Raw genomic sequence first — 19,598 nt, forward strand, 5'->3', positions numbered from 1 at the left:
AGATGTATTGCTACTTTACGTAGAGATATTATTATCAGGTGCAACCTAGGCGGTCTGATCGGCTGCGGCGCTGATCGATCGTCCGGCCGTGAATCAAGAGTAGGCAATGAAACCAGAAGATATAAGCTCGAAACGAGCCAACTTGGAATATGTGACGGATATGCTCGGTCAGCTCAAGACCGTCGCGGGAGCGCCGCATGGCTCCGTCTTATCTTACCTCATCGATATGGCAAGGCTCGAAGCCTCCGACCTCATCGGAGCCGCTGGCGAACTAGATCACAATGGAGACGCGGCCGTCTGAGTGGCGTTCCAAACGGCCGGCGAGGTCAAGCTCAAGCAGCGCCAGCTGAACGGCGGCAGGGGAGGCCACCACCTGCATCACAAGGTCGTCGATGGAAACGGGGGCGATACCCAGCAATTCGAGGATCCGCTCGCGCTCCCCTTCCGCCGGCTCGTCGGTCGCCGGTTCGAACGTGGGCTCGCCGAAGTCGAGTTTGCCGGCCAGTGGGAGGCGACCGTCGAGAGGCGTGAGCGCTTCGATCACGTCCTCGGCGCCCGTCACCAGAATGGCGCCCTGCTTCAGCAGCTGGTTAGCGCCGCCCGCGCGAGGGTCTAGCGGCGAACCGGGAACGGCGAAGACGAGGCGCCCCATCTCGCCGGCAAGCCGGGCACTGATCAGCGAGCCCGACCGCTGTGCCGCCTCCACCACGAGAAGGCCGAGCGCCAGCCCGGCGACGATGCGGTTACGGCGGGGAAAGTCCATCGCGCGCGCTTCCCAGCCAAAGGGCATCTCCGAGATGATCGCGCCGCCGCCGTCGACGATCTGGCGCATCAGCGGCTGGTTCTCACGCGGGTAGGGGCGGTCGATCCCGCCGGCCATGACGCCGATCGTGCCCGTCGCGATCGATGCCTCGTGGGCGGCGGCATCGATCCCCCGCGCCAGTCCCGACGCGATCACGAAGCCGGCGCGGCCGATCTCCTCAGCGAGTTTCTTGGCAAACTTGACGCCGGCGAGCGAGGCATTCCGTGCGCCGACAATGGCAACGGCTGGCTGCGCGAGCACCGCCGCGTCTCCCATCACGGCAAGCACGGGCGGTGCCTGCTCGGCCTCGCGCAGCGTCGCGGGATAATCAGACTCGCCAAGGCATACGAAGCGCGCGCCGATACGCTCGGCCGTGGCCATCTCTCGTTCCACGTCATCGAGGCTGGCGAGAGAGATGCGTCTTTTCGCGCCGCCGCGCTCGGCGAGTGACGGAAGAGCCTCCAGCGCCGCTTCCGCGCCGCCGAAGCGGTTGATCAGCATGCGAAAGGTGGCCGGTCCGACATTGTCGCAGCGGATCAGGCGAAGCCAGGCAAGACGCTGGGATTTGGTCAGCCGAATCGCGTTGCCCGGCTTCTCGCCGTCGCTCACCCCTTGGCTCCGATCTTGCCTTCCGCCCCGTTGAGAAGGCGGCTGATGTTCGTCTTGTGACGCAAGAAGACGAGGATGGTGAGAAGCGCGGCCAGAAGAGCGGCCTCCCTCTGCCCCATGAGGAGGAAGAACAGCGGAACGATCACCGTCGCCGTCAGGGCCGCCAGCGACGAATAGCGCGTGACGAAGGCGACAAGGAGCCAAGAGACGGCGAAGACGACGAAGCCCCAGGGGGCGAACCCGAGAAGCACGCCGAGATAGGTGGCGACGCCCTTGCCGCCCTTGAAGCCGAGCCAGACGGGAAAGAGATGGCCGAGGAAGGCGCCAAGGCCTGCCGCAGCCGCGGGCAGCACGCCGAAGCGCCAGGCGATCAGCACCGGGAGGGTTCCCTTCAGCGCGTCGCCGAGAAGCGTCAGGAACGCCATCAGCTTGTTACCGGTGCGCAGGGCGTTGGTCGCCCCGATATTGCCGGAGCCGATCTTTCGGATGTCGCCAAGCCCGAAGGCCCTTCCGAGAAGCAGGCCCGTAGGGATCGTCCCGAAAAGATAGCCGATGATCAGCGCGATCAGCGCCGCTCCCAAGCCTGCACCCTCGGTCATGCGCTCTCTCCCTGTTCACCCTCGGCGTAGACCGTACGGCCCGAAACGAGCGTGCGCATGACCTTTCCTTGGAAGCGCGCGTTCTCAAAGGGAGTGTTCTTCGAGCGGGAGTGGATGCGCTTTTCGGAGAAGACGAAGGGGGCGTCGAGATCGACGAGAACGAGATCGGCGGTCTTTCCAGGCCGGAGAGTGCCGCGATCGATCTGAAGCAGGCGAGCGGGCGCTGAGGTCATTGCCTCGATGAGCCGCGGCAAGGGCACGTCGCCCGAGTGATGAAGCCGAAGCGCCGCCGGAAGGAGGGTCTCCAGGCCGATTGCGCCGACCTCAGCCTCGGAAAAAGGATGGCGCTTGCCGTCGACGTCCTGCGGATCATGGGCGGAGACGACGACGTCGAGGGTGCCGTCGGCCAGGGCCTCCACCATCGCCCGCCGGTCATCCTCGGAGCGCAAGGGCGGCGAGAGCCGGAAGAATGTGCGGTACTCGCCGACGTCGTTCTCGTTGAGCGAGAGATTGTTGATCGAAACGCCCGCGCTGATCGCGCCGCCCCGCGCCTTGGCGGATCGGATCACCTCTGCCGATGTCGCGACCGAAACCTTGGAGGCGTGGTAGCGGCAGCCGGTGAGCGCGGCCAGGCGAAGGTCGCGCTCCAGCGGGATAATTTCCGCCTCGCGTGGAATGCCTGACAGGCCGAGCCAGGAGGCGAACAACCCCTCGTTCATGACGCCGGAGCCGGTCAGGCGCGCATCCTGCGTCTCATGCATGAAAAGCGCGCCGTAGTCGCGCGCATAGGTCATGATGCGGCGGATCAGGGCGGGGTTGCTAATGGTGTTGCGCCCGTTGGTGAACACGGTGACGCCGGCCTCGCTCATCAGGCCGATCTCGGTCATCTCCTCGCTGGCCAGCCCCCGCGTCAGCGCGCCCGCCGGATGGACGTTGACGACTGCCGTCTCGCGCGCGGTCCGCATGACGAATTCGGCCAGTGCAAGCGAATCGATCACCGGGTTGGTGTCGGGCATCATCAGGAGGCTCGTCACGCCGCCGGCCGCGGCGGCGCGGCTGGCCGAGCGAATCGTCTCGCGATGTTCGCCGCCCGGCTCCCCGATGAAGACCTGCGCGTCGACCAGACCCGGCAGAACCGCGAGCCCCGAAGCATCGATGCGCTCGGCCCCCTCCGGCGCGCCCTGGTTCAGCGCATTCGCACCAGCGGCCGCGATCAGACCGTCTTCGACGATGACCGTTCCGATCTCGTCGACGCTTCTGGATGGATCGAGAATGCGGGCATTCTCGATGACGAGGGTACGACTGGTCTCGCTCATCGGCCGGCCTCCCGCTCGGCAAGCAGCGTCTCCATCACCGCCATGCGTACGGCGACCCCCATCTCGACCTGTTCCTCGATGACGCTCTGCGGCCCATCGGCGATGTCCGAGGCGATCTCCACGCCTCGGTTCATCGGGCCCGGATGCATGACGAGAGCGTCGGGCTTGGCATGGGAGAGCTTGGCGGCGTCGAGCCCGTAATAGCGGAAATACTCCCGCACCGACGGCACAAAGGAGCCCTCCATGCGCTCGCGCTGTAGCCGCAGCATCATGACGACGTCGGCCCCTTTGAGGCCATCCTCCATGCGCCGGAAAACTTCGACGCCCATCGAGGCGATGCCGCTTGGCAGAAGCGTCGACGGGCCGATGGCTCTGACACGCGCGCCAAGCGCGTTCAGCAAGAGGATGTTGGAGCGTGCCACGCGGCTATGAAGGATGTCGCCGCAGATGGCCACCGTGAGTCGGGCGACCCGCCCCTTGTGGCGACGCATGGTGAGAGCGTCGAGAAGCGCCTGGGTCGGATGTTCGTGAGCGCCATCGCCGGCGTTCACCACCGAGCAGTCGACCTTGCGGGCGAGCAGCGCGACCGCGCCGGCCGCATGGTGGCGCACCACCAGAATGTCGGGCTGCATGGCGTTGAGCGTCATGGCGGTGTCGATCAGCGTTTCCCCCTTCTTCACGGAGGAATTGCCGACGGACATATTCATTACGTCGGCGCCGAGGCGCTTGCCCGCCAGCTCGAAAGAAGACTGGGTGCGGGTCGAGGCTTCGAAGAACAGATTGATCTGCGTCCGGCCCCTCAGGGCCGTCTTCTCCTTCTCCCGCGTGCGGGAGACGGCCACTTTGGCTTCCGCGAGGTCGATGAGACCCTCGATTTCCTGCGGAGAAAGATCGGCGATGCCCAGAAGATGGCGATGCCGGAACGGGGGAGTAGGTGCGGGCGCGCTCATATTGGACCACGGCTATAGGAGAAAGCGCGAAAGGCGGCAAGCGCATGGGAGCCTTGTGGCTCCACGCTCGTTAACCTTGCCAGCCGCTTTCGCTTGCGCCTCCGGGATGAGGAGCCGAGATTGGCGTTTAGATTTTGTTAAGCACGTCTGAGAGGCGGCTCATGACACGACTGCCGACCACGCTCGCCGCCAGCTGCTGGCTGGGCTTCTGCGGTGGCATATGCCTGCCGTCCATCCTGGCGTTGCCGCAAATCGCCGATCGTTTCCCCGAGGCGGTGAAGGCTCTGTCGGAATCAGTTGGCGTGGACGGTTCCATGCCGATGCTGCCTCTTTCGAGCCTCATCGTGTCGCTGGCGCTGTGCGTTGCGCTGCTCGTCGGCATCGTCGTCATCCACAGAAAGCCGTTTCGGCGTCAGGTCGTCGGCGAGATCATTCTCGGCGTCGCCTTCCTCGTTCTGGTGGCGCTGGCTATCGCCAGTGCTTTGACTGGAATGCGATTCGGGCCGTTTGAGCAGCCTGAGAGCCCGGTCATCACCGCCTTCTTCGTCACCTTCGGCGCGCTCCTTTTCGATCATCTCATCGTCGAGCCGGAAGAAGGCGAGGAGGATGCGGAGTCGTTTGCGGAAAGTGTTTCCTTGATTGCCGGCGCCATGGCCAAGCAGACTCGCCTCTACACGCCGGCGCGTCGGAGCGAGCGCCCGGTACGCACGAGCCGCCCGGAACTGCGGCTGGTGACGCCGCATAGCCGAAGCTAAAGGGCCAATTCGATGTTGCGTGCGTTGTTGATCTTCTGGCTTGGCCCAATCGCCTTTTTCTGGGGCTGGTACTTCCTCTCATTGAACGATTGGAGCCTCGGTTTCTTCTTTTTCTCCCGCGAACTGCACGATCAGGTTTTTCGAATCTATGGCGCCGTTCTCGGCGTCGATCCGGCCGCGCTGCCGGGCATGGTTGCTCATGCGCTCGTCTATGACAGTCTCTTCGTCCTCGCGCTGTTTGCCTTCCGCCAGCGTCGGGCCATCCGCCGCTGGATCGAGGCGCGGCGGCAGCACCCTCATCAGGAAGAGGTGATTTCCCGGGCGAGCCTGTCCAAGGCTCCCTGAAGGATGAAGGCGGCCGCCGCCGAATCAATGCGCTCGGCGCGTTTCCTGCGAGAAACGTCCGCCTCGAGAAGGCCGCGCTCCGCCGCGACCGTCGACAGCCGCTCGTCCCAGAAGGCGATCGGCAGGGCCGTCATCCTCTCGATGTTGCGCACGAAGGCGCGCGTCGATTGCACGCGCGGCCCCTCGCTTCCGTCCATGTTGAGCGGCAGCCCGATGACGATCGCGCCGCAATGTTCCGCTGCCAGCATCTGAAGTAGCAGCTCCGCATCCTTCGCGAACTTGGAACGTCGGATGACCGGCCGTGGCGTTGCGAAGCGCATCCCGAGGTCGGAAACGGCAAAGCCAATGGTCTTCGTTCCAAGGTCCAGCCCCGCAACGACCGCACCCTTGGGCAGGAGCGACGCGATGTCCGCGATCTCGACGACACTCATATCGAACGCGCCTTGACCCCGTCGGCCAAGCCCTCAATTACTCCGCAGGGCCGCGCGATGCTCCGCGTGGGAGCGAGGGTAGAGATCATGAGAATCACCTATTTTGGCCATTCGGCATTTCGCATCGAGACGGGATCGTCGACGATCCTGCTCGACCCATTCCTGTCCGGCAATCCCCACTACAAGGGCGACGTGGAAGGCGCCAGCGCGGGAGCAACCCATATCGTCCTCACCCATGGCCATTCGGACCACATCGGCGACACGCTTGCCATCGCCCAGGCGACCGGGGCCAAGGTTGTCGGCACGTTCGAGCTGGCGACCTGGCTGAAAGCCAAGGGAGCCCCGGCGGTGGAGCCGATGAACACCGGAGGCACGGTGAAGTTCGGCGATTTCTCGGTGACGCTGACGCAGGCTTTCCATTCGGCATCGTTTGCCGAGGAGAACGGTGTGCCGATCTATCTCGGCATGCCCAACGGCGTCATCTTCCATTTCAACGACGCGCCGACGCTCTACGCCATGGGCGACACCGACATTTTTTCCGACATGGCCCTCATCAACGAGCTGCATCGCCCGAAGATTGGACTGGTGCCGGTCGGCGATCGGTTCACCATGGGCGGCGCCGTCGCCGCGCTGGCTTGCCGCCGCTATTTCGACTTTGACATGGTCATTCCCATCCATTGGGGCACCATGCCAATTCTCGATGCCTCGCCGCAGACCTTCGTGGAGGCCATGGAGGAAGAGGGCGGCAAGGTGAGGGTCCCCGTCATCGGTCAGGGCTTCGAGGTCTAGGCACGCCGCGATGGCGGACGAGGCCGCCGTCGCACGCCCTGTTTCGATTGCGCGCCCACGACCGTCCCGGTATAGCGGGACGAGCCCCTTTTTGATCGAAGGAATGACATGTCCGTCGACATTGATACCGTTCGCCGAGTGGCGCGCCTGGCGCGCATTGCCGTCACCGAGGCTGAAGCCGAAGCGATGCAGGGCGAACTCAACGCCATTCTCGGTTTCGTCCAGCAGCTCGACGAGGTCGACGTTTCGGGTGTCGAGCCCATGACCTCCGTAACGCCCATGACCATGAAAAAGCGTCAGGACAAGGTGACGTCCGGCAACATCGCCGACGACATCGTCGCCAATTCGCCGGCGACGGAAGATCACTTCTTCATGGTGCCGAAGGTCGTCGAGTGATGACAGCGGGGGCTGTCACCATCGCGGTCGAGACGCCGCTCCAGGACGACATCCGCGCTCTGGTCCAGAGCCTGAACGACCATCTATTGCCGCTGTCGCCGCTGGAGTTTCAGTTCAAGTTGACCGCGGAGCAGATGGCCGAGCCCGGCGTGACGCTTTGGGTGATGCGGAACGACGCTGGCGAGGCCGTGGCCATGGGCGCGCTCAAGGAGCACGGCGATGGACTCGCCGAGGTCAAGCGCATGTTCACCAAACCCGATCTCAGGGGGCGGGGAATGGGGCGCCGAATCCTTGCGGCCATCGAGGAGGGCGCTCGCCAGCGTGGCATCTCGACGCTGGTCCTGGAGACAGGATCGACCGCCGGGTTCGAGCCGGCATGGGCTCTTTATGAGGCCGCAGGCTTTTCCCGCTGCGGCGCGTTCCTCGACTATCCCGATTCCGGATATTCACGATTTTACGAGAAGACACTGAGCAGATGAGCGATCTTACCTCTCTCACGATCGCCGAGGCGCGTGACAAGCTGCTGGGCAAGGAGTTCAGCGCCCTCGAACTGACCGACGCCTATCTCTCCGCCATCGACCGGGCGAATGAGGCGATTAACGCCTACGTCGTCGTCACCCACGATCGCGCTCGGGAGATGGCCAGGGCCTCCGACGACCGGATCGCGGGCGGAACCGCCGGCGCGCTGGAGGGCATTCCGCTCGGCATCAAGGACCTTTTCGCGACTCACGGCGTCCACACGCAGGCGGCGAGCCATGTGCTCGACGGCTTCCAGCCGCGATACGAATCCACCGTCACCGCCAACCTTTGGCACGACGGCGCCGTGATGCTCGGCAAGCTGAACATGGACGAGTTCGCGATGGGCTCATCCAACGAGACCAGCTATTACGGCCCGGTCAAAAGCCCCTGGCGGCGCAAGGGATCGAACCTCGACCTCGTGCCCGGCGGCTCTTCCGGCGGCTCGGCTGCGGCCGTGGCTGCGCGTCTCTGCGCCGGCGCCACGGCGACCGACACTGGCGGCTCGATTCGCCAGCCCGCCGCCTTCACCGGCACAGTCGGTATCAAGCCGACCTATGGCCGCTGCTCGCGCTGGGGCATCGTCGCCTTCGCCTCTTCGCTGGACCAGGCCGGCCCGATCGCTCGCGATGTGCGCGACGCGGCCATCATGCTGAAGTCCATGGCGTCGGTGGATGACCGCGACACCACGTCCGTCAACCGACCCGTTCCCGATTACGAGGCTGCCATCGGCCGCTCTGTGAAGGGCCTCAAGATCGGCGTGCCGAAGGAGTACCGCGTCGAGGGAATGCCGGACGAAATCGAGACCCTCTGGCAGAACGGTATCGCTTGGCTGAGGGACGCCGGGGCCGAAATCGTCGACGTGTCCCTGCCGCACACGATGTACGCACTGCCGGCCTATTACATCGTCGCGCCTGCCGAGGCCTCGTCCAACCTCGCGCGTTATGACGGCGTGCGCTATGGCCTGCGCGTTCCTGGCCGCGACGTCATTGATATGTACGAAAAAACCCGCGCGGCCGGTTTCGGCCGTGAGGTCAAGCGCCGCATTCTCATCGGCACCTACGTGCTCTCGGCCGGCTATTACGACGCTTACTACCTCAAGGCGCAGAAGGTCCGCACGCTGATCAAGCGCGACTTCGAGCAGGTCTTCGCGAGTGGCGTCGATGCGCTGCTGACCCCGGCGACTCCCTCCGCCGCGTTCGGCATCGCCGATCAGGACATGGCCTCCGACCCGGTGAAGATGTACCTCAATGACATCTTCACCGTGACGGTGAACATGGCCGGTCTGCCGGGCATTGCGGTTCCCGGCGGTCTCTCCCAGGAGGGAACCCCGCTCGGACTACAGCTTATCGGCCGGCCTTTCGACGAGGAGACGCTGTTCGCTGCCGCCCATGTGGTGGAGCAGGCGGCCGGCCGTTTCGAGCCGACGCCGTGGTGGTAGCCGACAGGAGCCGGACGGCGGGTAATTCCCGTCGTCGCTCCTAGACCACACCCTGGACTTGCCCGGCTCGCGGCACATGTGAGCCGCAGCCTCAGTCATGAAGGGAAACCAGCAGCAATGCCGCGAACCGTCCGCAGAGCGCCGGAAGACTGCCGTTCGATGACGGAGCTGCGCGCCGAGATCGACGCGATCGACGACGCGCTCTTCGATCTTTTCGCCGAGCGTATGACTTACATCCACCGAGCCGCCGAGCTGAAAGCCGAGGCGGGGCTTCCCGCCAACATTCCCTCGCGCGTCGACGAGGTGGTCGGCAATGCCAGGAGGCACGCCAGCGCGCATGGGCTAGACCCCGCGCTCTACGGAGCGATTTGGGAGAAGCTGGTGGCCGCGGCGATCGCCGAGGAAGAGCGGCGTCTCGAAGCCTAAGCCGGAACACTCCACCGCTTCATCTGGGCGGCCATGACAGAAACCGGCCCAGCGTCGATTTTTCAGTTGCCGGCCACTGCCGTTTCTTCACGACCCGGCGGCTGATCCTGTGTTGGGTCCGACCGAGCGCCAAGAGAAGCGAAGATGCTGGCGTTGGGGCAGAAGCCGGGCGCAGAGGATGCCCTGACTCGCCACCGCAGCCACGCCCGACACTCACGCTTGCAGGGGCAGGCCCGGCAGGTATCCGTGATCCGGCGGGCAAGACCGTTCTGGGCGTCGAGCATGGAGCGCTGGACGTCGATGGTCTTCATCATCTCGGTGCAGAGGTCGCGTCGTCTTCTTCGGCGCCGCAGCCACTCGAACACTCCCACGGTCAGCCTCGTTCTTCTTGCGAGTTGGCGGAAATTACCGGGTTTGCACGGCCTGCGGCTTGACGCGGATCAAAATCGCGGCAACACCCAAGGGGAAGTTCCTGCTGCACGGGCGGCGGAAACATCGGGCGTCTATCCGCCTTGAATGGCTCCGGCGTTTCCACTAGCGCTTCTCTATTGCATTTTAAGCCAGCAAGGCCTGATCCATGAGCATCGTCGACACTCGCACGCCTGATCCCAAGAGATTCATCGCCGGCGCCACCGGCGACTGGGAAATCATCGTCGGCATGGAGGTTCATGCCCAGGTCGTCTCCAAGGCGAAACTCTTCTCCGGCGCTTCGGCCGAGTATGGCGCCGATCCCAATGAACATGTCTCGCTGGTCGACGCGGCGATGCCGGGAATGCTGCCGGTGATCAACGAGGAGTGCGTACGCCAGGCCATCCGAACCGGGCTCGGCCTCAAGGCGCAGATCAATCCGCGTTCGGTCTTCGACCGCAAGAACTACTTCTATCCGGATTTGCCGCAGGGCTACCAGATTTCCCAGTACAAGGACCCTATCGTCGGCGAGGGCAAGGTCATCGTCTCCGTCGGCCCCGACTCCAAGGGCGAGTTCGAGGACGTCGAGGTGGGAATCGAGCGGCTCCATCTGGAGCAGGATGCGGGCAAGTCGGTGCACGACCAGCACGCCACCATGTCCTATGTCGATCTCAACCGGTCGGGCGTGGCGCTGATGGAGATCGTCTCCAAGCCCGATATGCGCTCTGCGGACGAGGCGCGGGCCTTCCTGACGAAGCTGCGAACCATCCTTCGCTATCTCGGCACCTGCGACGGCAACATGGATGAAGGCTCGATGCGCGCCGACGTGAACGTCTCGGTGCGTCGCCCTGGCGGGCCTTTCAACACACGCTGCGAGATCAAGAACGTCAATTCCATCCGCTTCGTCGGCCAGGCGATCGAATCCGAGGCTCGGCGGCAGATCGCTCTGATCGAGGATGGCGGAAGCGTCGATCAGGAAACCCGTCTCTTCGATCCGGTGAAGGGGGAAACACGGGCGATGCGTTCCAAGGAAGAGGCGCACGACTACCGCTATTTCCCCGACCCCGATCTCCTGCCGCTCGAGTTCGACGAAGCCTATGTCGAGGCTCTCGCCAAGGACCTTCCCGAGCTTCCCGATGATAAGAAGACGCGCCTGATGCAAGATGCGGGGCTCTCGGCCTACGACGCATCGATTCTTGTTTCGGAGCGGGCGATCGCCGATTTCTTTGAGAAGGTGGCGGAGGGACGCGACGCGAAACAGGCCGCCAACTGGGTGATCAACGACCTCCTCGGTGCCTTGAACAAATCAGGCAAAGGCATTGACGAGACTCCGGTTTCCGCCGATCAGCTCGGCGCTATCCTCGACCTTATTCGTGCGGATACGATCTCGGGAAAGATCGCCAAGGACTTGTTCGAGATCGTGTGGACCGAGGGCGGCGACCCTGCGGAGATCGTCGAGCGTCGCGGCATGAAGCAGGTGACGGATACCTCCGCCATCGAGACCGCCGTGGATCAGGTCATCGCCGCCAACCCCGACAAGGTGGAGCAGGCGAAGGCGAAGCCCACGCTCGCTGGCTGGTTTGTCGGTCAGGTGATGAAGGCGACCGGCGGCAAGGCCAATCCTCAGGCGGTCAACCAGATCGTCAAGGCGCGCCTCGGTATCGAATGACGCGCTTTTTCGTACGGACCGCCGCGGCGCGCGATCTTCCTGCGATCAGCGCGCTGCTCGCTGAGACTTGGCACGCCACCTATGACGGCATCTATGGACGCGAGCGCGTCGACGAGATCACCGCCTCCTGGCATTCGATCTCCGCGCTGTCGCCGCGCCTGACGCGCCCGAATTCGGAGTTCATCGTCGCCGATGACGGCGCCCTTCTGGGCGGAATGGCCTATGCCGCGATGGACCGGGCGAAGAAGCTGATTTCGTTGCACCAGCTCTATGTTCTTCCCAGTTGCCAAGGGCAGGGCATCGGGCGGATGTTGCTTGAGGAGATCGAGGCCGCGTTTCCCGAAGGCGAGCGACTTCGTCTCGAAGTCGAGGCTGAGAACCAGCAGGCGATCGGCTTCTACGAGAGCGCCGGCTTCGAGCCGGCGGGCACAAACACGCAGCATAGCAGCTTCAGCGGATTGACCGTGCCGGCGCTGATCTACGAGAAGCGCCTTGATTGAAACCATGGCGATGTCCGCTTCGCTCCGCCAGACGAGGGTGGACTTTTGCTCCGCCCGATCGCATAACAGCCGCACTCGTTCCCAAGGTGTCGACGCTCCATGAAAGCTTCCACGAAAGATTGGCTCCTTCAGTTCTTCACCTGGTGGCACCAGCAGACGATCGGGACGCGCTTCTTCACTTGGCGTGCCGGCCAGCGCGTGGGCGAGGACGATTTCGGCAACGTCTACTATCAGACCAAGGACGGAAAGCGTCGCTGGGTCATCTACAAGGGCGTGGCGGAAGCTTCCTCCATTCCTGCAGGCTGGTGGGGCTGGATGCATCATCGCTCCGACGTCGCCCCGACCGAGATCGACTATAAGCCGCGCCCCTGGCAGAAGCCGCATCTTCCGAATCTCACGGGAACGCCGCAGGCTTATCGGCCGAAGGGCTCGCTCCTGAGCTCGTCGCAGCGCCCCCGCGTCACGGGCGATTACGACGCCTGGACGCCGTCCTGAGCCCCGACGCACTTCGCCATAAATCCGGCTTGCGACGGCGATAGACGGGACGTCTTTCGGCCTTGGAGATTTCTGCCCGTGAGGATGTTGCGCCTTTCTTCGGCCCTGCTTGCCATGCTCGTCATGGTGGGGCCGGCTGCGGCTGAAAGGATCGAGAATAAGGTCGCGGTCTTCTCCGGCCTCGACAAAATCACCGGGCGCATCACGACCTTCGATGTCTATGTGGGCGAGACGGTCCAGTTCGGCGCGCTGCAGGTCACCCCGCGGGTCTGCTACTCCCGCCCGACGAGCGAGACGCCGAAGACCGACTCGTTCGTTGAGGTGGATGAGATCACGCTCGACCGCAAGATCCAGCGCATCTTCACCGGCTGGATGTTTGCCGACTCACCGGGTCTCAACGCCGTCGAGCACCCCGTCTACGACGTCTGGCTCAAGGACTGCAAAATGGAGTCCGACGTGCCGCCGCCACCCGCCGGCTGAAACGTCGCCCGCCGCGTCAGGCATTCCTCGAGCAACGCCTGATACTCCTCGCGAGGAACCTCCAGCGCGCCAAACGTTTCCAGGTGGCTGGTGAGGAATTGCGTATCGAGCAACGTATAGCCGCCGCGCTTCAGCCGATCCCACAGATAGACCAGGGCGACCTTTGACGCGTTCGTCGTGCGCGAGAACATGCTCTCGCCGAAGAAGGCGCTGCCAAGACTGATGCCGTAGAGGCCGCCGACGAGCGCGCCATCCTGCCACGCCTCGACGCTGTGGGCGTTGCCGCGCTGGAAGAGGGCGATGCAGAGGTCGCGGATTTCCTGGTTGATCCACGTCAGCCGACGGCCTGGAGCCGGCTCGGCACACGCGTCGATGACCTCGGCGAAGGCTGTATCAAAGCGAATGTCGAAAGGCTCCTTGCGGATCACCTTGCGCAGGCTCTTCGACACATGAAACCGGTTCAGGAAGATGACCCCACGTTCCGTGGGGTCAATCCAATGCAGGCCGACCTGATCGGCACTTTCCGCCATCGGAAATATGCCGCAGGCATAGGCCTTGAGCAGGATTTCCGGCGTGATGCGAAAGCGGTGATCGTCGCGCCGAGTCATCCTGCCCTATTCCGCGAGCCGTGGACGGGCGAGAAAGTGTTCCAGCCAGTGGATGTCGTAGTCGCCGCTTTGAATGTCGGCGTTGTCGACGAGTTCCCGGAACAGCGGAATGGTCGTCTTGATGCCATCCACCACCAACTCGTCGAGCACGCGCCGGAGACGCATCAGGCACTCGTTGCGGTCGCGCCCGGCCACGATCAGTTTGCCGATCAGGCTGTCGTAGAAGGGCGGGATTTGGTAGCCCTGATAGACGCCGGAGTCGACGCGGACGCCGAGGCCGCCCGGAGGATGATAATGGGTGATCCGGCCGGGTGACGGCGCGAAGGTCAGCGGGTCCTCGGCGTTGATGCGACATTCGATCGCGTGGCCGTGGAAGGTGATCTCGTCCTGCTTCTGCGAAAGGCCGTCGCCCGCCGCGACGCGAAGCTGCTCATGGACGAGGTCCATGCCCGTGATCGCTTCCGTCACCGGGTGCTCCACCTGAAGGCGGGTGTTCATCTCGATGAAGTAGAACTCGCCGTTCTCGTAGAGGAACTCGATGGTGCCGGCGCCGCGATAGGCGATCTTGCGCATGGCGGTGGCGCAGATCTCGCCGATCTTCTTGCGCTGCTCGTCGTTGAGAGCGGGCGAGGGCGATTCTTCCCAGACTTTCTGATGGCGGCGCTGCAAGGAGCAGTCACGCTCGCCGAGATGGATGGCCTCGCCTTCGCCGTCGCCGAAGACCTGAACCTCGATATGACGAGGCTTGGCCAGATATTTCTCGATATAGACGGCGTCGTCGCCAAAAGCGGCGATGGCTTCCGAGCGCGCGGTGGCAAGGGCGGTCGCCAGCTCGCTCTTCTCGCGCGCTACCTTCATGCCGCGACCGCCGCCACCTGCCGCCGCCTTGATGAGAACGGGAAAGCCGATCTCCTCGGCGATCCGTGCCGCCTCGGTATCGTCCGTGACCGCGCCGGCCGATCCCGGAACCACCGGGATGCCCAGCTGAAGGGCCGTGCGCTTTGCCTCGATCTTGTCGCCCATTAGGCGAATGTGCTCGGCGCGTGGCCCGATAAACGTGATGTTGTGGGCTTCGAGAATGTCAGCGAAGCGCGCGTTCTCGGAAAGGAAACCGTAGCCGGGATGGACCGCGTCCGCTCCGGTGATCTCGCAGGCCGCCATAATCTGCGGAATGTTGAGATAGGAATCGCGCGAGGGCGGTGGCCCGATGCACACGCTTTCGTCCGCGAGGCGAACGTGCATCGCGGCGTTGTCCGCCGTCGAGTGGACCGCGACGGTGGATATGCCGAGCTCCTTGCAGGCGCGCAGGACCCGGAGTGCGATTTCGCCTCGGTTGGCGATCAGAACCTTTTTGAACATGACCGCCTCATCCGATGACGACGAGCGTTTCGCCGTACTCCACCGGCTGGCTGTTCTCGACGCAGATCTGCTTGATCTTGCCGCTGCGAGGCGAGGGGATCTGGTTCATCGTCTTCATCGCCTCGATGATGAGCAGCGTCTCGCCCTCGGCGACGGTCTGGCCGACCTCTACGAACGGCTTGGCTCCGGGCGCCGGAGACAGATAGACGGTGCCGACCATCGGCGAAGGCACGGAACCGGGCTCCGGCCCGCTCGGAGCGGGCGCCTTGGAATCCGTCATCTCCGTCGCGGCTGCCATGGGAGCCGGCATGACATTCGCCATGGGCGCCGAGCCAGCCGACGCCGCGTAAACAATATCTTTCTGGCGCGAAACGCGGATGCGCATCTCGCCCTGCTCGACTTCAATTTCCGTCAGGTCGGTCTCGTCGAGGATGTTGGCCAGTTCACGAACCAGCGAAGGGTCGACCGTCGTGTTGTTGTTTGTCATTCGATATCTTCCGGTCAAAGCTACTATTCGGTCCAATTGGCACGAGATGCCGGCGAATCCTCTCGGCGTTCCGGCTGCCGCATTCGCCCTTCCGGCACTAGGCACCGGCAGGAGAGATATCTTCCTTGGAGGAGAGAGCCGGGGAAGCTTGGCGTGGTCGTAAGCATCCTCGGGACCAACCTTGAGCAAGGGTCTGAGCGGCGCGCACCAAAACGTGAGGGCGATATAGACCGCAAAGCGGCTCTGTGGAAGACGTGTGGACCGCGTTTATAGCCGCGCTTCGCCGCAGGCCTGTGGAGGAGGGCTGTCGCGACAGGCCCCACGGGTCAGCACGTCGTGCTGTTGCAGCGGCGGACATTGGCGATCTTCTCGGCAAGACTGTGATAGCCGATGGCGCCCGGAACGAGCTCGTCCGCGATGACGTAAGCAGGGGTGCCGTTGACACCGAGCTGCTGGGCGAGGTCGGCCTCCTGAGAAAGCGTCTGCGATATTTCATCGCTATCCTTGATGGCGCGAATAGCCGCCTCGTCGATACCTTGTTCCTTTGCGACATCCAGGGCGCGCCTCTCGTCCACCAGGCCGCGCGAACCGAGCAGCTCCCGATGGAACGCCGCGAACTTGTCCGGTGCCACTTTCTGAACGGCGAGGCTGACGCGCGCGGCCGCTACGGACTGCTCCGAGAGGATCGGCAGGTCCTTCAGGATGAAGCGCAGCTTGGAATCGCCTTCGATCAGGCTGTTCATCGCCTCGAGGCCGCGCTTGCAGTAGGCGCAGTTGTAATCGAAGAACTCGACCACGGTGACGTCGCCGTCGGCGTTGCCCAGCGTCGCACCCTCTGGCGCTTTGTAGATTCTGTCCTTGAGCTCCGCGATCGCCGCCTTCTGCTGCGTCGCCTGCTGGGCCTTCTGCTTGGCATCAAGCGCCTGGAAGGCCTCGACGAGAACCTCGGGGTTCGCGACGAGATAGTCGCGCACGATCTTCTCGATCTCCTGCTTGTCGCCGTTGTCGAACCGCTCCGCGGCGAGGGTCGGCGAAGGCAGGGCGGTGGAAACGACCGCAAGAGCGGCTATGGCGGCAGCAAGGGCGCGGGGCACCGGACGACTCCTCTTGTATCGCTGAAGAAAGACTACGTCTTCGGCGAGATCTTTGTGTTGATGATGTCTTCGGCCTGGCGCCAGAGCGGCGTTCCCGGCTTGAGATTTTGCTGTGCGCGCGCCGCGAACACCTTGGCGTCGCGATAGGCGCCGACATGCCAATGGCCTTCCGCGGTGGCGAGATCGGCGGCGCCGACGTCACCGAGCCGTCCATAGGCCATGGCCAGAAACCGGTAGGCCGTCGGATTATCCGGATCGCTCTGGAGGCCCGCCTTGATCAGCCGCACCGCCTCCTTCATGCTCTTGGGATCGCCGCCGGTGACGAGCGCCTGACCGATTTCCGCTTGAAGGACGCCCGATTTCGACTTGTCCAGCGATGCCGCCTTTCGATAGGCGTCCGCCGCTTCTCTGGCGCGTCCAGCTCGCATCAGGACCTCACCGCGCATTTCGTGGAACCAGGGGTTCTTCGGTTGCGTCTGGATCAGCGCATCGAACTTGGTGAGCGCATCCGACGGCGAGCCGTTGAGATGGGTTGCGATGGCGATTCCGTAGCGGGTCGCGAGACCGAAAGGCTGCTTCGCGAAGAGGCGCTGGACAGCGACCGCGCCCCCGGTATAGGCGGCGATCTTCGCCCTGGCGAGGTCATGGCGCTCCTGAAGCGTCGGGTCTTCCGGCTTGTCGTAGTAGGGGCTGGCCTTGGCGGCTGTCTGAAGGAAGGCCAAGCGATCCTGCGGCATTGGGTGGGACGAGAGATAGGCGTCACCCCGGCTCGTCGAGAACATGTTGCTGCGCATCAGGCCCTCGAAGCCGTCAAGAAGCCCCTTCGGCGACTGTTTCGTCTTCTCCAGATAGGTCAGAGCGGCGCGATCGGCTGTCGTTTCCTCGCCGCGTTGATAGCGCGCCACCAGCCGCCGCGCGAAATCGCCGGTGCCGGCGGCAATGCCGCTTCCCGCCCTTGCCACTTCCCGCTGGCCGGTCGCCGCGCCCGTGGCGATGGCGCCGACACCCAGGGCGGTGGCGACCATGGCGATGGTCGAGGCGCGTTCAAGCTGCTCGCGAAGGCGCTGCTGATGCCCGCCGGCCAGATGGCCGATCTCGTGGGCGAGGACGCCGATCGTCTCGCTTGGTCTCTCGGAGCCGGCGATCGTGCCGGTGTTGATGAAGATGCGCCGGCCGGAAACGAAAGCGTTGAAACCGGGATCGTTGACGAGGATCACCTCGATGCCGGAACGAGAAAGTCCAGCCGCGCCCAAAAGCGGACGCACGTAATCCTCGACCAGGCCTTCGATCTCGGCGTCGCGCACGACCGGAACGTTGCCCCGTGCCTGAATTGCCATCGCAGCGTTGGGGGCGAAGGCAAAAACAAGCGCGAGGAGATAAGAAGTGAAGCGCATCTTGAAGCGGCGCGAGCGACAATCCATGCTGCTAATCCAGTGCGTCGGTCCGATCCTTAGGCTTGGTAAGGCATCGTGCCCCCGAGCTGCAAGCGTCGTTTCGGCCGTATTATGCGGCGATTATGTGGCGCGCACCATCCATGAGGAGCAGCATTTCGTGAACGAATCCCGCGCCATGAAGGCCTCTTTACGCTCGCATGTCGACCCATTCAGGGCGATGGACATCCTATCCGACGCCAACCGGATGATTGCGCGCGGCGACAAGGTCATTTCGCTTGCGGTCGGCCAGCCCTCGGCGCCCGCGCCGCAAGCCGTCGCGGAGGCCGCGCGCGAGATGCTTTCGCACGGGCGCGTCGCCTATACCGATGCCCTCGGCCGATGGAAGCTGCGGGAAAGGATCGCGCAACATTATCGCGAAACCTATGGCTGCGCCGTCTCACCCGAGCAGGTTATGGTCACGACTGGTTCGTCCGCCGGATTCAACCTCGCCTTTCTTGCCGCCTTCGACGTGGGGGAGCGTATCGCCATCGCCGCGCCCGGCTATCCGGCCTACCGCAACATCCTGAAGGCGCTCGGCCTGGAACCGGTCGAGATCGAGGTGTCTGCCGATGACGGATATATACTGACAGCCGAACGTCTCGCTGCCGAACATCGCGCCAAACCCGTCCACGGCGTTCTCATCGCCAGTCCGTCCAATCCGACGGGAACGGTGACGCCCAGGGAGGAGCTGAAGAGGCTGGTGGATTTCGCCGACAGCGCGGGCATCCGTTTCATCTCCGACGAAATCTATCACGGGCTGGTCTACAGCGAGCGTGAGACGAGCGCGCTGGAGTTCTCCGACAGCCCGATCGTCGTCAACTCCTTCTCAAAATACTATTGCATGACAGGCTGGCGCATCGGCTGGCTGGTGCTGCCGCCGAGCCTCGTGCGCGCCGCCGAGCGCATCGGCCAGAGCCTCTACATCTCGGCGCCCGATATTTCGCAGATCGCCGCGCTCGCCGCCTTCAGCGCGACGGACGAACTCGAGACGATAAAGGCCGGCTATCGTGCCAACCGCGACCGTCTGATCGAGCGCCTGCCACAACTGGGCTTCAGCGAGATCGCGCCCATTGACGGCGCGTTCTATGCCTATGCGGCGATTCCGGAAGGGCAGGGATCGGCCAGCGAATGGTCGAAGCGGCTTTTGGATGAGGCCCATGTCGCCATCACCATGGGCGTCGATTTCGATCTTCGGCGCGGCGAGCGCTTTGCCCGCCTTTCCTATTGTTGCAGCGAAACGGAGTTGACGGACGCGCTGGACCGGATCGAGCAGGCGCTTCGCTGAGACTCATAAGCTTTCTCAAACGACAATCGCCGGCTCTTGTGGGAGCCGGCGATTGAATTCTGCGGTCTAAGACTGTCTGCGGATGTCAGAGAAATCCGCGACGCGACCACCAGCCCGTGCGCTTGGGCTTGTCTTCCGAAGGCGTGTCACCAGAGCCGGTCGTGACCTGAGGCTCCTTCGGCCCCACGGGCGCGCTTGGCGCCTGCTCGGTCGGAGTTTCGTCGGCACGGGCGGAATTTTCTACCGCGTCCGCTTTAGCCTCTTCGCCCACGACCTCGTCCTGCGTCTCTACAGCCGACTGCGTGGCTTCCGGGGCGTCGACAAGGGCATCCGCCGTTGCCGGGATGGCCGAGGGCGCTGCCTCGTCCTCGTTGGTCGAGGGCTCATCCGTGCCAGAGGAGACTT

General features: G+C 64.0%; 22 protein-coding genes and 1 pseudogene. 12 read left to right on the top strand and 11 right to left on the bottom strand.

Going from position 1 to position 19,598, the window contains the following annotated elements:
• Window positions 1-271: 271 nt before the first annotated feature.
• Genes dprA through B5D38_RS01530 form a run of 4 tightly spaced genes read right to left on the bottom strand, consistent with a single transcriptional unit; the run spans window position 272 to window position 4,276 of the window.
• A complete protein-coding gene (gene dprA / locus B5D38_RS01515) occupies window positions 272-1,411 on the bottom strand; it encodes a DNA-processing protein DprA (RefSeq protein WP_245318713.1) in 1,140 nt (379 codons plus the stop codon).
• Entirely contained in the window at window positions 1,408-2,010 is a 603-nt protein-coding gene (gene plsY / locus B5D38_RS01520; RefSeq protein WP_078706596.1) for a glycerol-3-phosphate 1-O-acyltransferase PlsY, read from the bottom strand. The genes dprA and plsY overlap by 4 nt, the downstream gene beginning before the upstream one ends.
• Window positions 2,007-3,326 (bottom strand): dihydroorotase, encoded by a 1,320-nt coding sequence (locus tag B5D38_RS01525; protein WP_078706597.1) that lies wholly within the window; start codon window positions 3,324-3,326, stop codon window positions 2,007-2,009. The genes plsY and B5D38_RS01525 overlap by 4 nt, the downstream gene beginning before the upstream one ends.
• Window positions 3,323-4,276 carry an aspartate carbamoyltransferase catalytic subunit gene (locus tag B5D38_RS01530; RefSeq protein WP_078706598.1) on the bottom strand — a complete coding sequence of 318 codons (954 nt, stop codon included), beginning with the start codon at window positions 4,274-4,276 and terminating at the stop codon, window positions 3,323-3,325. Before B5D38_RS01530 ends, B5D38_RS01525 begins: the two co-directional genes overlap by 4 nt.
• Before the next feature lie 161 nt (window positions 4,277-4,437).
• On the opposite strand from B5D38_RS01530, the gene B5D38_RS01535 reads away from it, so the two are divergent.
• Together B5D38_RS01535 and B5D38_RS22445 are read left to right on the top strand one after the other, a co-directional pair.
• Entirely contained in the window at window positions 4,438-5,031 is a 594-nt protein-coding gene (locus B5D38_RS01535; RefSeq protein ID WP_078706599.1) for a hypothetical protein, read from the top strand.
• 12 nt (window positions 5,032-5,043) lie between these two features.
• Window positions 5,044-5,376, top strand: coding sequence for a DUF6105 family protein (locus B5D38_RS22445; RefSeq protein WP_116002543.1), 333 nt, complete (start codon window positions 5,044-5,046; stop codon window positions 5,374-5,376).
• Here B5D38_RS22445 and ruvX read toward each other — a convergent pair.
• Entirely contained in the window at window positions 5,331-5,807 is a 477-nt protein-coding gene (gene ruvX / locus B5D38_RS01545) for a Holliday junction resolvase RuvX (protein WP_078706600.1), read from the bottom strand. The two genes, B5D38_RS22445 and ruvX, sit on opposite strands and share 46 nt — an antisense overlap.
• A gap of 87 nt (window positions 5,808-5,894) precedes the next feature.
• On the opposite strand from ruvX, the gene B5D38_RS01550 reads away from it, so the two are divergent.
• The 5 genes from B5D38_RS01550 (at window position 5,895) to B5D38_RS01570 (ending at window position 9,375) form a co-directional block, all read left to right on the top strand.
• Window positions 5,895-6,596 (top strand): metal-dependent hydrolase, encoded by a 702-nt coding sequence (locus B5D38_RS01550; RefSeq protein WP_078706601.1) that lies wholly within the window; start codon window positions 5,895-5,897, stop codon window positions 6,594-6,596.
• Between the two features lie 108 nt (window positions 6,597-6,704).
• Window positions 6,705-6,992 carry an Asp-tRNA(Asn)/Glu-tRNA(Gln) amidotransferase subunit GatC gene (gene gatC, locus B5D38_RS01555; protein ID WP_078706602.1) on the top strand — a complete coding sequence of 96 codons (288 nt, stop codon included), beginning with the start codon at window positions 6,705-6,707 and terminating at the stop codon, window positions 6,990-6,992.
• Entirely contained in the window at window positions 6,992-7,471 is a 480-nt protein-coding gene (locus B5D38_RS01560) for a GNAT family N-acetyltransferase (protein WP_078706603.1), read from the top strand. Before gatC ends, B5D38_RS01560 begins: the two co-directional genes overlap by 1 nt.
• Window positions 7,468-8,949 carry an Asp-tRNA(Asn)/Glu-tRNA(Gln) amidotransferase subunit GatA gene (gene gatA / locus B5D38_RS01565; RefSeq protein WP_078706604.1) on the top strand — a complete coding sequence of 494 codons (1,482 nt, stop codon included), beginning with the start codon at window positions 7,468-7,470 and terminating at the stop codon, window positions 8,947-8,949. Before B5D38_RS01560 ends, gatA begins: the two co-directional genes overlap by 4 nt.
• A 159-nt stretch (window positions 8,950-9,108) precedes the next feature.
• Window positions 9,109-9,375, top strand: a complete 267-nt coding sequence (locus B5D38_RS01570) for a chorismate mutase (protein ID WP_078706605.1) — start codon at window positions 9,109-9,111, stop codon at window positions 9,373-9,375.
• Between the two features lie 62 nt (window positions 9,376-9,437).
• Here the strand turns inward: B5D38_RS01570 and B5D38_RS22805 are convergent, their stop codons facing one another.
• Window positions 9,438-9,746 carry a DUF6455 family protein gene (locus B5D38_RS22805; RefSeq protein WP_425349303.1) on the bottom strand — a complete coding sequence of 103 codons (309 nt, stop codon included), beginning with the start codon at window positions 9,744-9,746 and terminating at the stop codon, window positions 9,438-9,440.
• 206 nt (window positions 9,747-9,952) lie between these two features.
• Between B5D38_RS22805 and gatB the strand changes: the two genes are divergently transcribed.
• From gatB to B5D38_RS01590, 4 genes and pseudogenes are all read left to right on the top strand, one after another.
• On the top strand, window positions 9,953-11,452 hold the full coding sequence (gene gatB / locus B5D38_RS01575) for an Asp-tRNA(Asn)/Glu-tRNA(Gln) amidotransferase subunit GatB (protein WP_078706606.1): 1,500 nt from the start codon (window positions 9,953-9,955) through the stop codon (window positions 11,450-11,452).
• Window positions 11,449-11,952 carry a GNAT family N-acetyltransferase gene (locus tag B5D38_RS01580; RefSeq protein ID WP_078706607.1) on the top strand — a complete coding sequence of 168 codons (504 nt, stop codon included), beginning with the start codon at window positions 11,449-11,451 and terminating at the stop codon, window positions 11,950-11,952. The genes gatB and B5D38_RS01580 overlap by 4 nt, the downstream gene beginning before the upstream one ends.
• 99 nt (window positions 11,953-12,051) lie before the next feature.
• On the top strand, window positions 12,052-12,447 hold the full coding sequence (locus tag B5D38_RS01585) for an NADH:ubiquinone oxidoreductase subunit NDUFA12 (RefSeq protein ID WP_078706608.1): 396 nt from the start codon (window positions 12,052-12,054) through the stop codon (window positions 12,445-12,447).
• Window positions 12,448-12,582: 135 nt separating this feature from the next.
• Window positions 12,583-12,927, top strand: a pseudogene (locus B5D38_RS01590) (DUF2155 domain-containing protein); the annotation flags it as partial.
• Here the strand turns inward: B5D38_RS01590 and aat are convergent.
• The 5 genes from aat to B5D38_RS01615 all read right to left on the bottom strand — a co-directional run bounded on the left by aat (window position 12,864) and on the right by B5D38_RS01615 (window position 17,896).
• Entirely contained in the window at window positions 12,864-13,535 is a 672-nt protein-coding gene (gene aat, locus B5D38_RS01595) for a leucyl/phenylalanyl-tRNA--protein transferase (RefSeq protein WP_078706610.1), read from the bottom strand. The pseudogene B5D38_RS01590 and the gene aat overlap by 64 nt on opposite strands.
• Window positions 13,536-13,541: 6 nt before the next feature.
• Window positions 13,542-14,894, bottom strand: coding sequence for an acetyl-CoA carboxylase biotin carboxylase subunit (gene accC / locus B5D38_RS01600; RefSeq protein ID WP_078706611.1), 1,353 nt, complete (start codon window positions 14,892-14,894; stop codon window positions 13,542-13,544).
• 7 nt (window positions 14,895-14,901) lie between these two features.
• Entirely contained in the window at window positions 14,902-15,381 is a 480-nt protein-coding gene (gene accB, locus B5D38_RS01605) for an acetyl-CoA carboxylase biotin carboxyl carrier protein (RefSeq protein WP_078706612.1), read from the bottom strand.
• 326 nt (window positions 15,382-15,707) lie between these two features.
• The gene (locus B5D38_RS01610; protein WP_165690754.1) at window positions 15,708-16,475 is read right to left on the bottom strand and encodes a DsbA family protein; all 768 of its coding nucleotides are present in this window, start codon (window positions 16,473-16,475) and stop codon (window positions 15,708-15,710) included.
• 32 nt (window positions 16,476-16,507) lie between these two features.
• The gene (locus B5D38_RS01615; RefSeq protein ID WP_078706614.1) at window positions 16,508-17,896 is read right to left on the bottom strand and encodes a M48 family metalloprotease; all 1,389 of its coding nucleotides are present in this window, start codon (window positions 17,894-17,896) and stop codon (window positions 16,508-16,510) included.
• 148 nt (window positions 17,897-18,044) lie between these two features.
• On the opposite strand from B5D38_RS01615, the gene B5D38_RS01620 reads away from it, so the two are divergent.
• Window positions 18,045-19,193, top strand: a complete 1,149-nt coding sequence (locus tag B5D38_RS01620; RefSeq protein ID WP_078706615.1) for a pyridoxal phosphate-dependent aminotransferase — start codon at window positions 18,045-18,047, stop codon at window positions 19,191-19,193.
• Window positions 19,194-19,598 lie beyond the last annotated feature (405 nt).

Source organism: Consotaella salsifontis, from assembly GCF_900167365.1.
Lineage (GTDB): Bacteria > Pseudomonadota > Alphaproteobacteria > Rhizobiales > Rhizobiaceae > Consotaella > Consotaella salsifontis.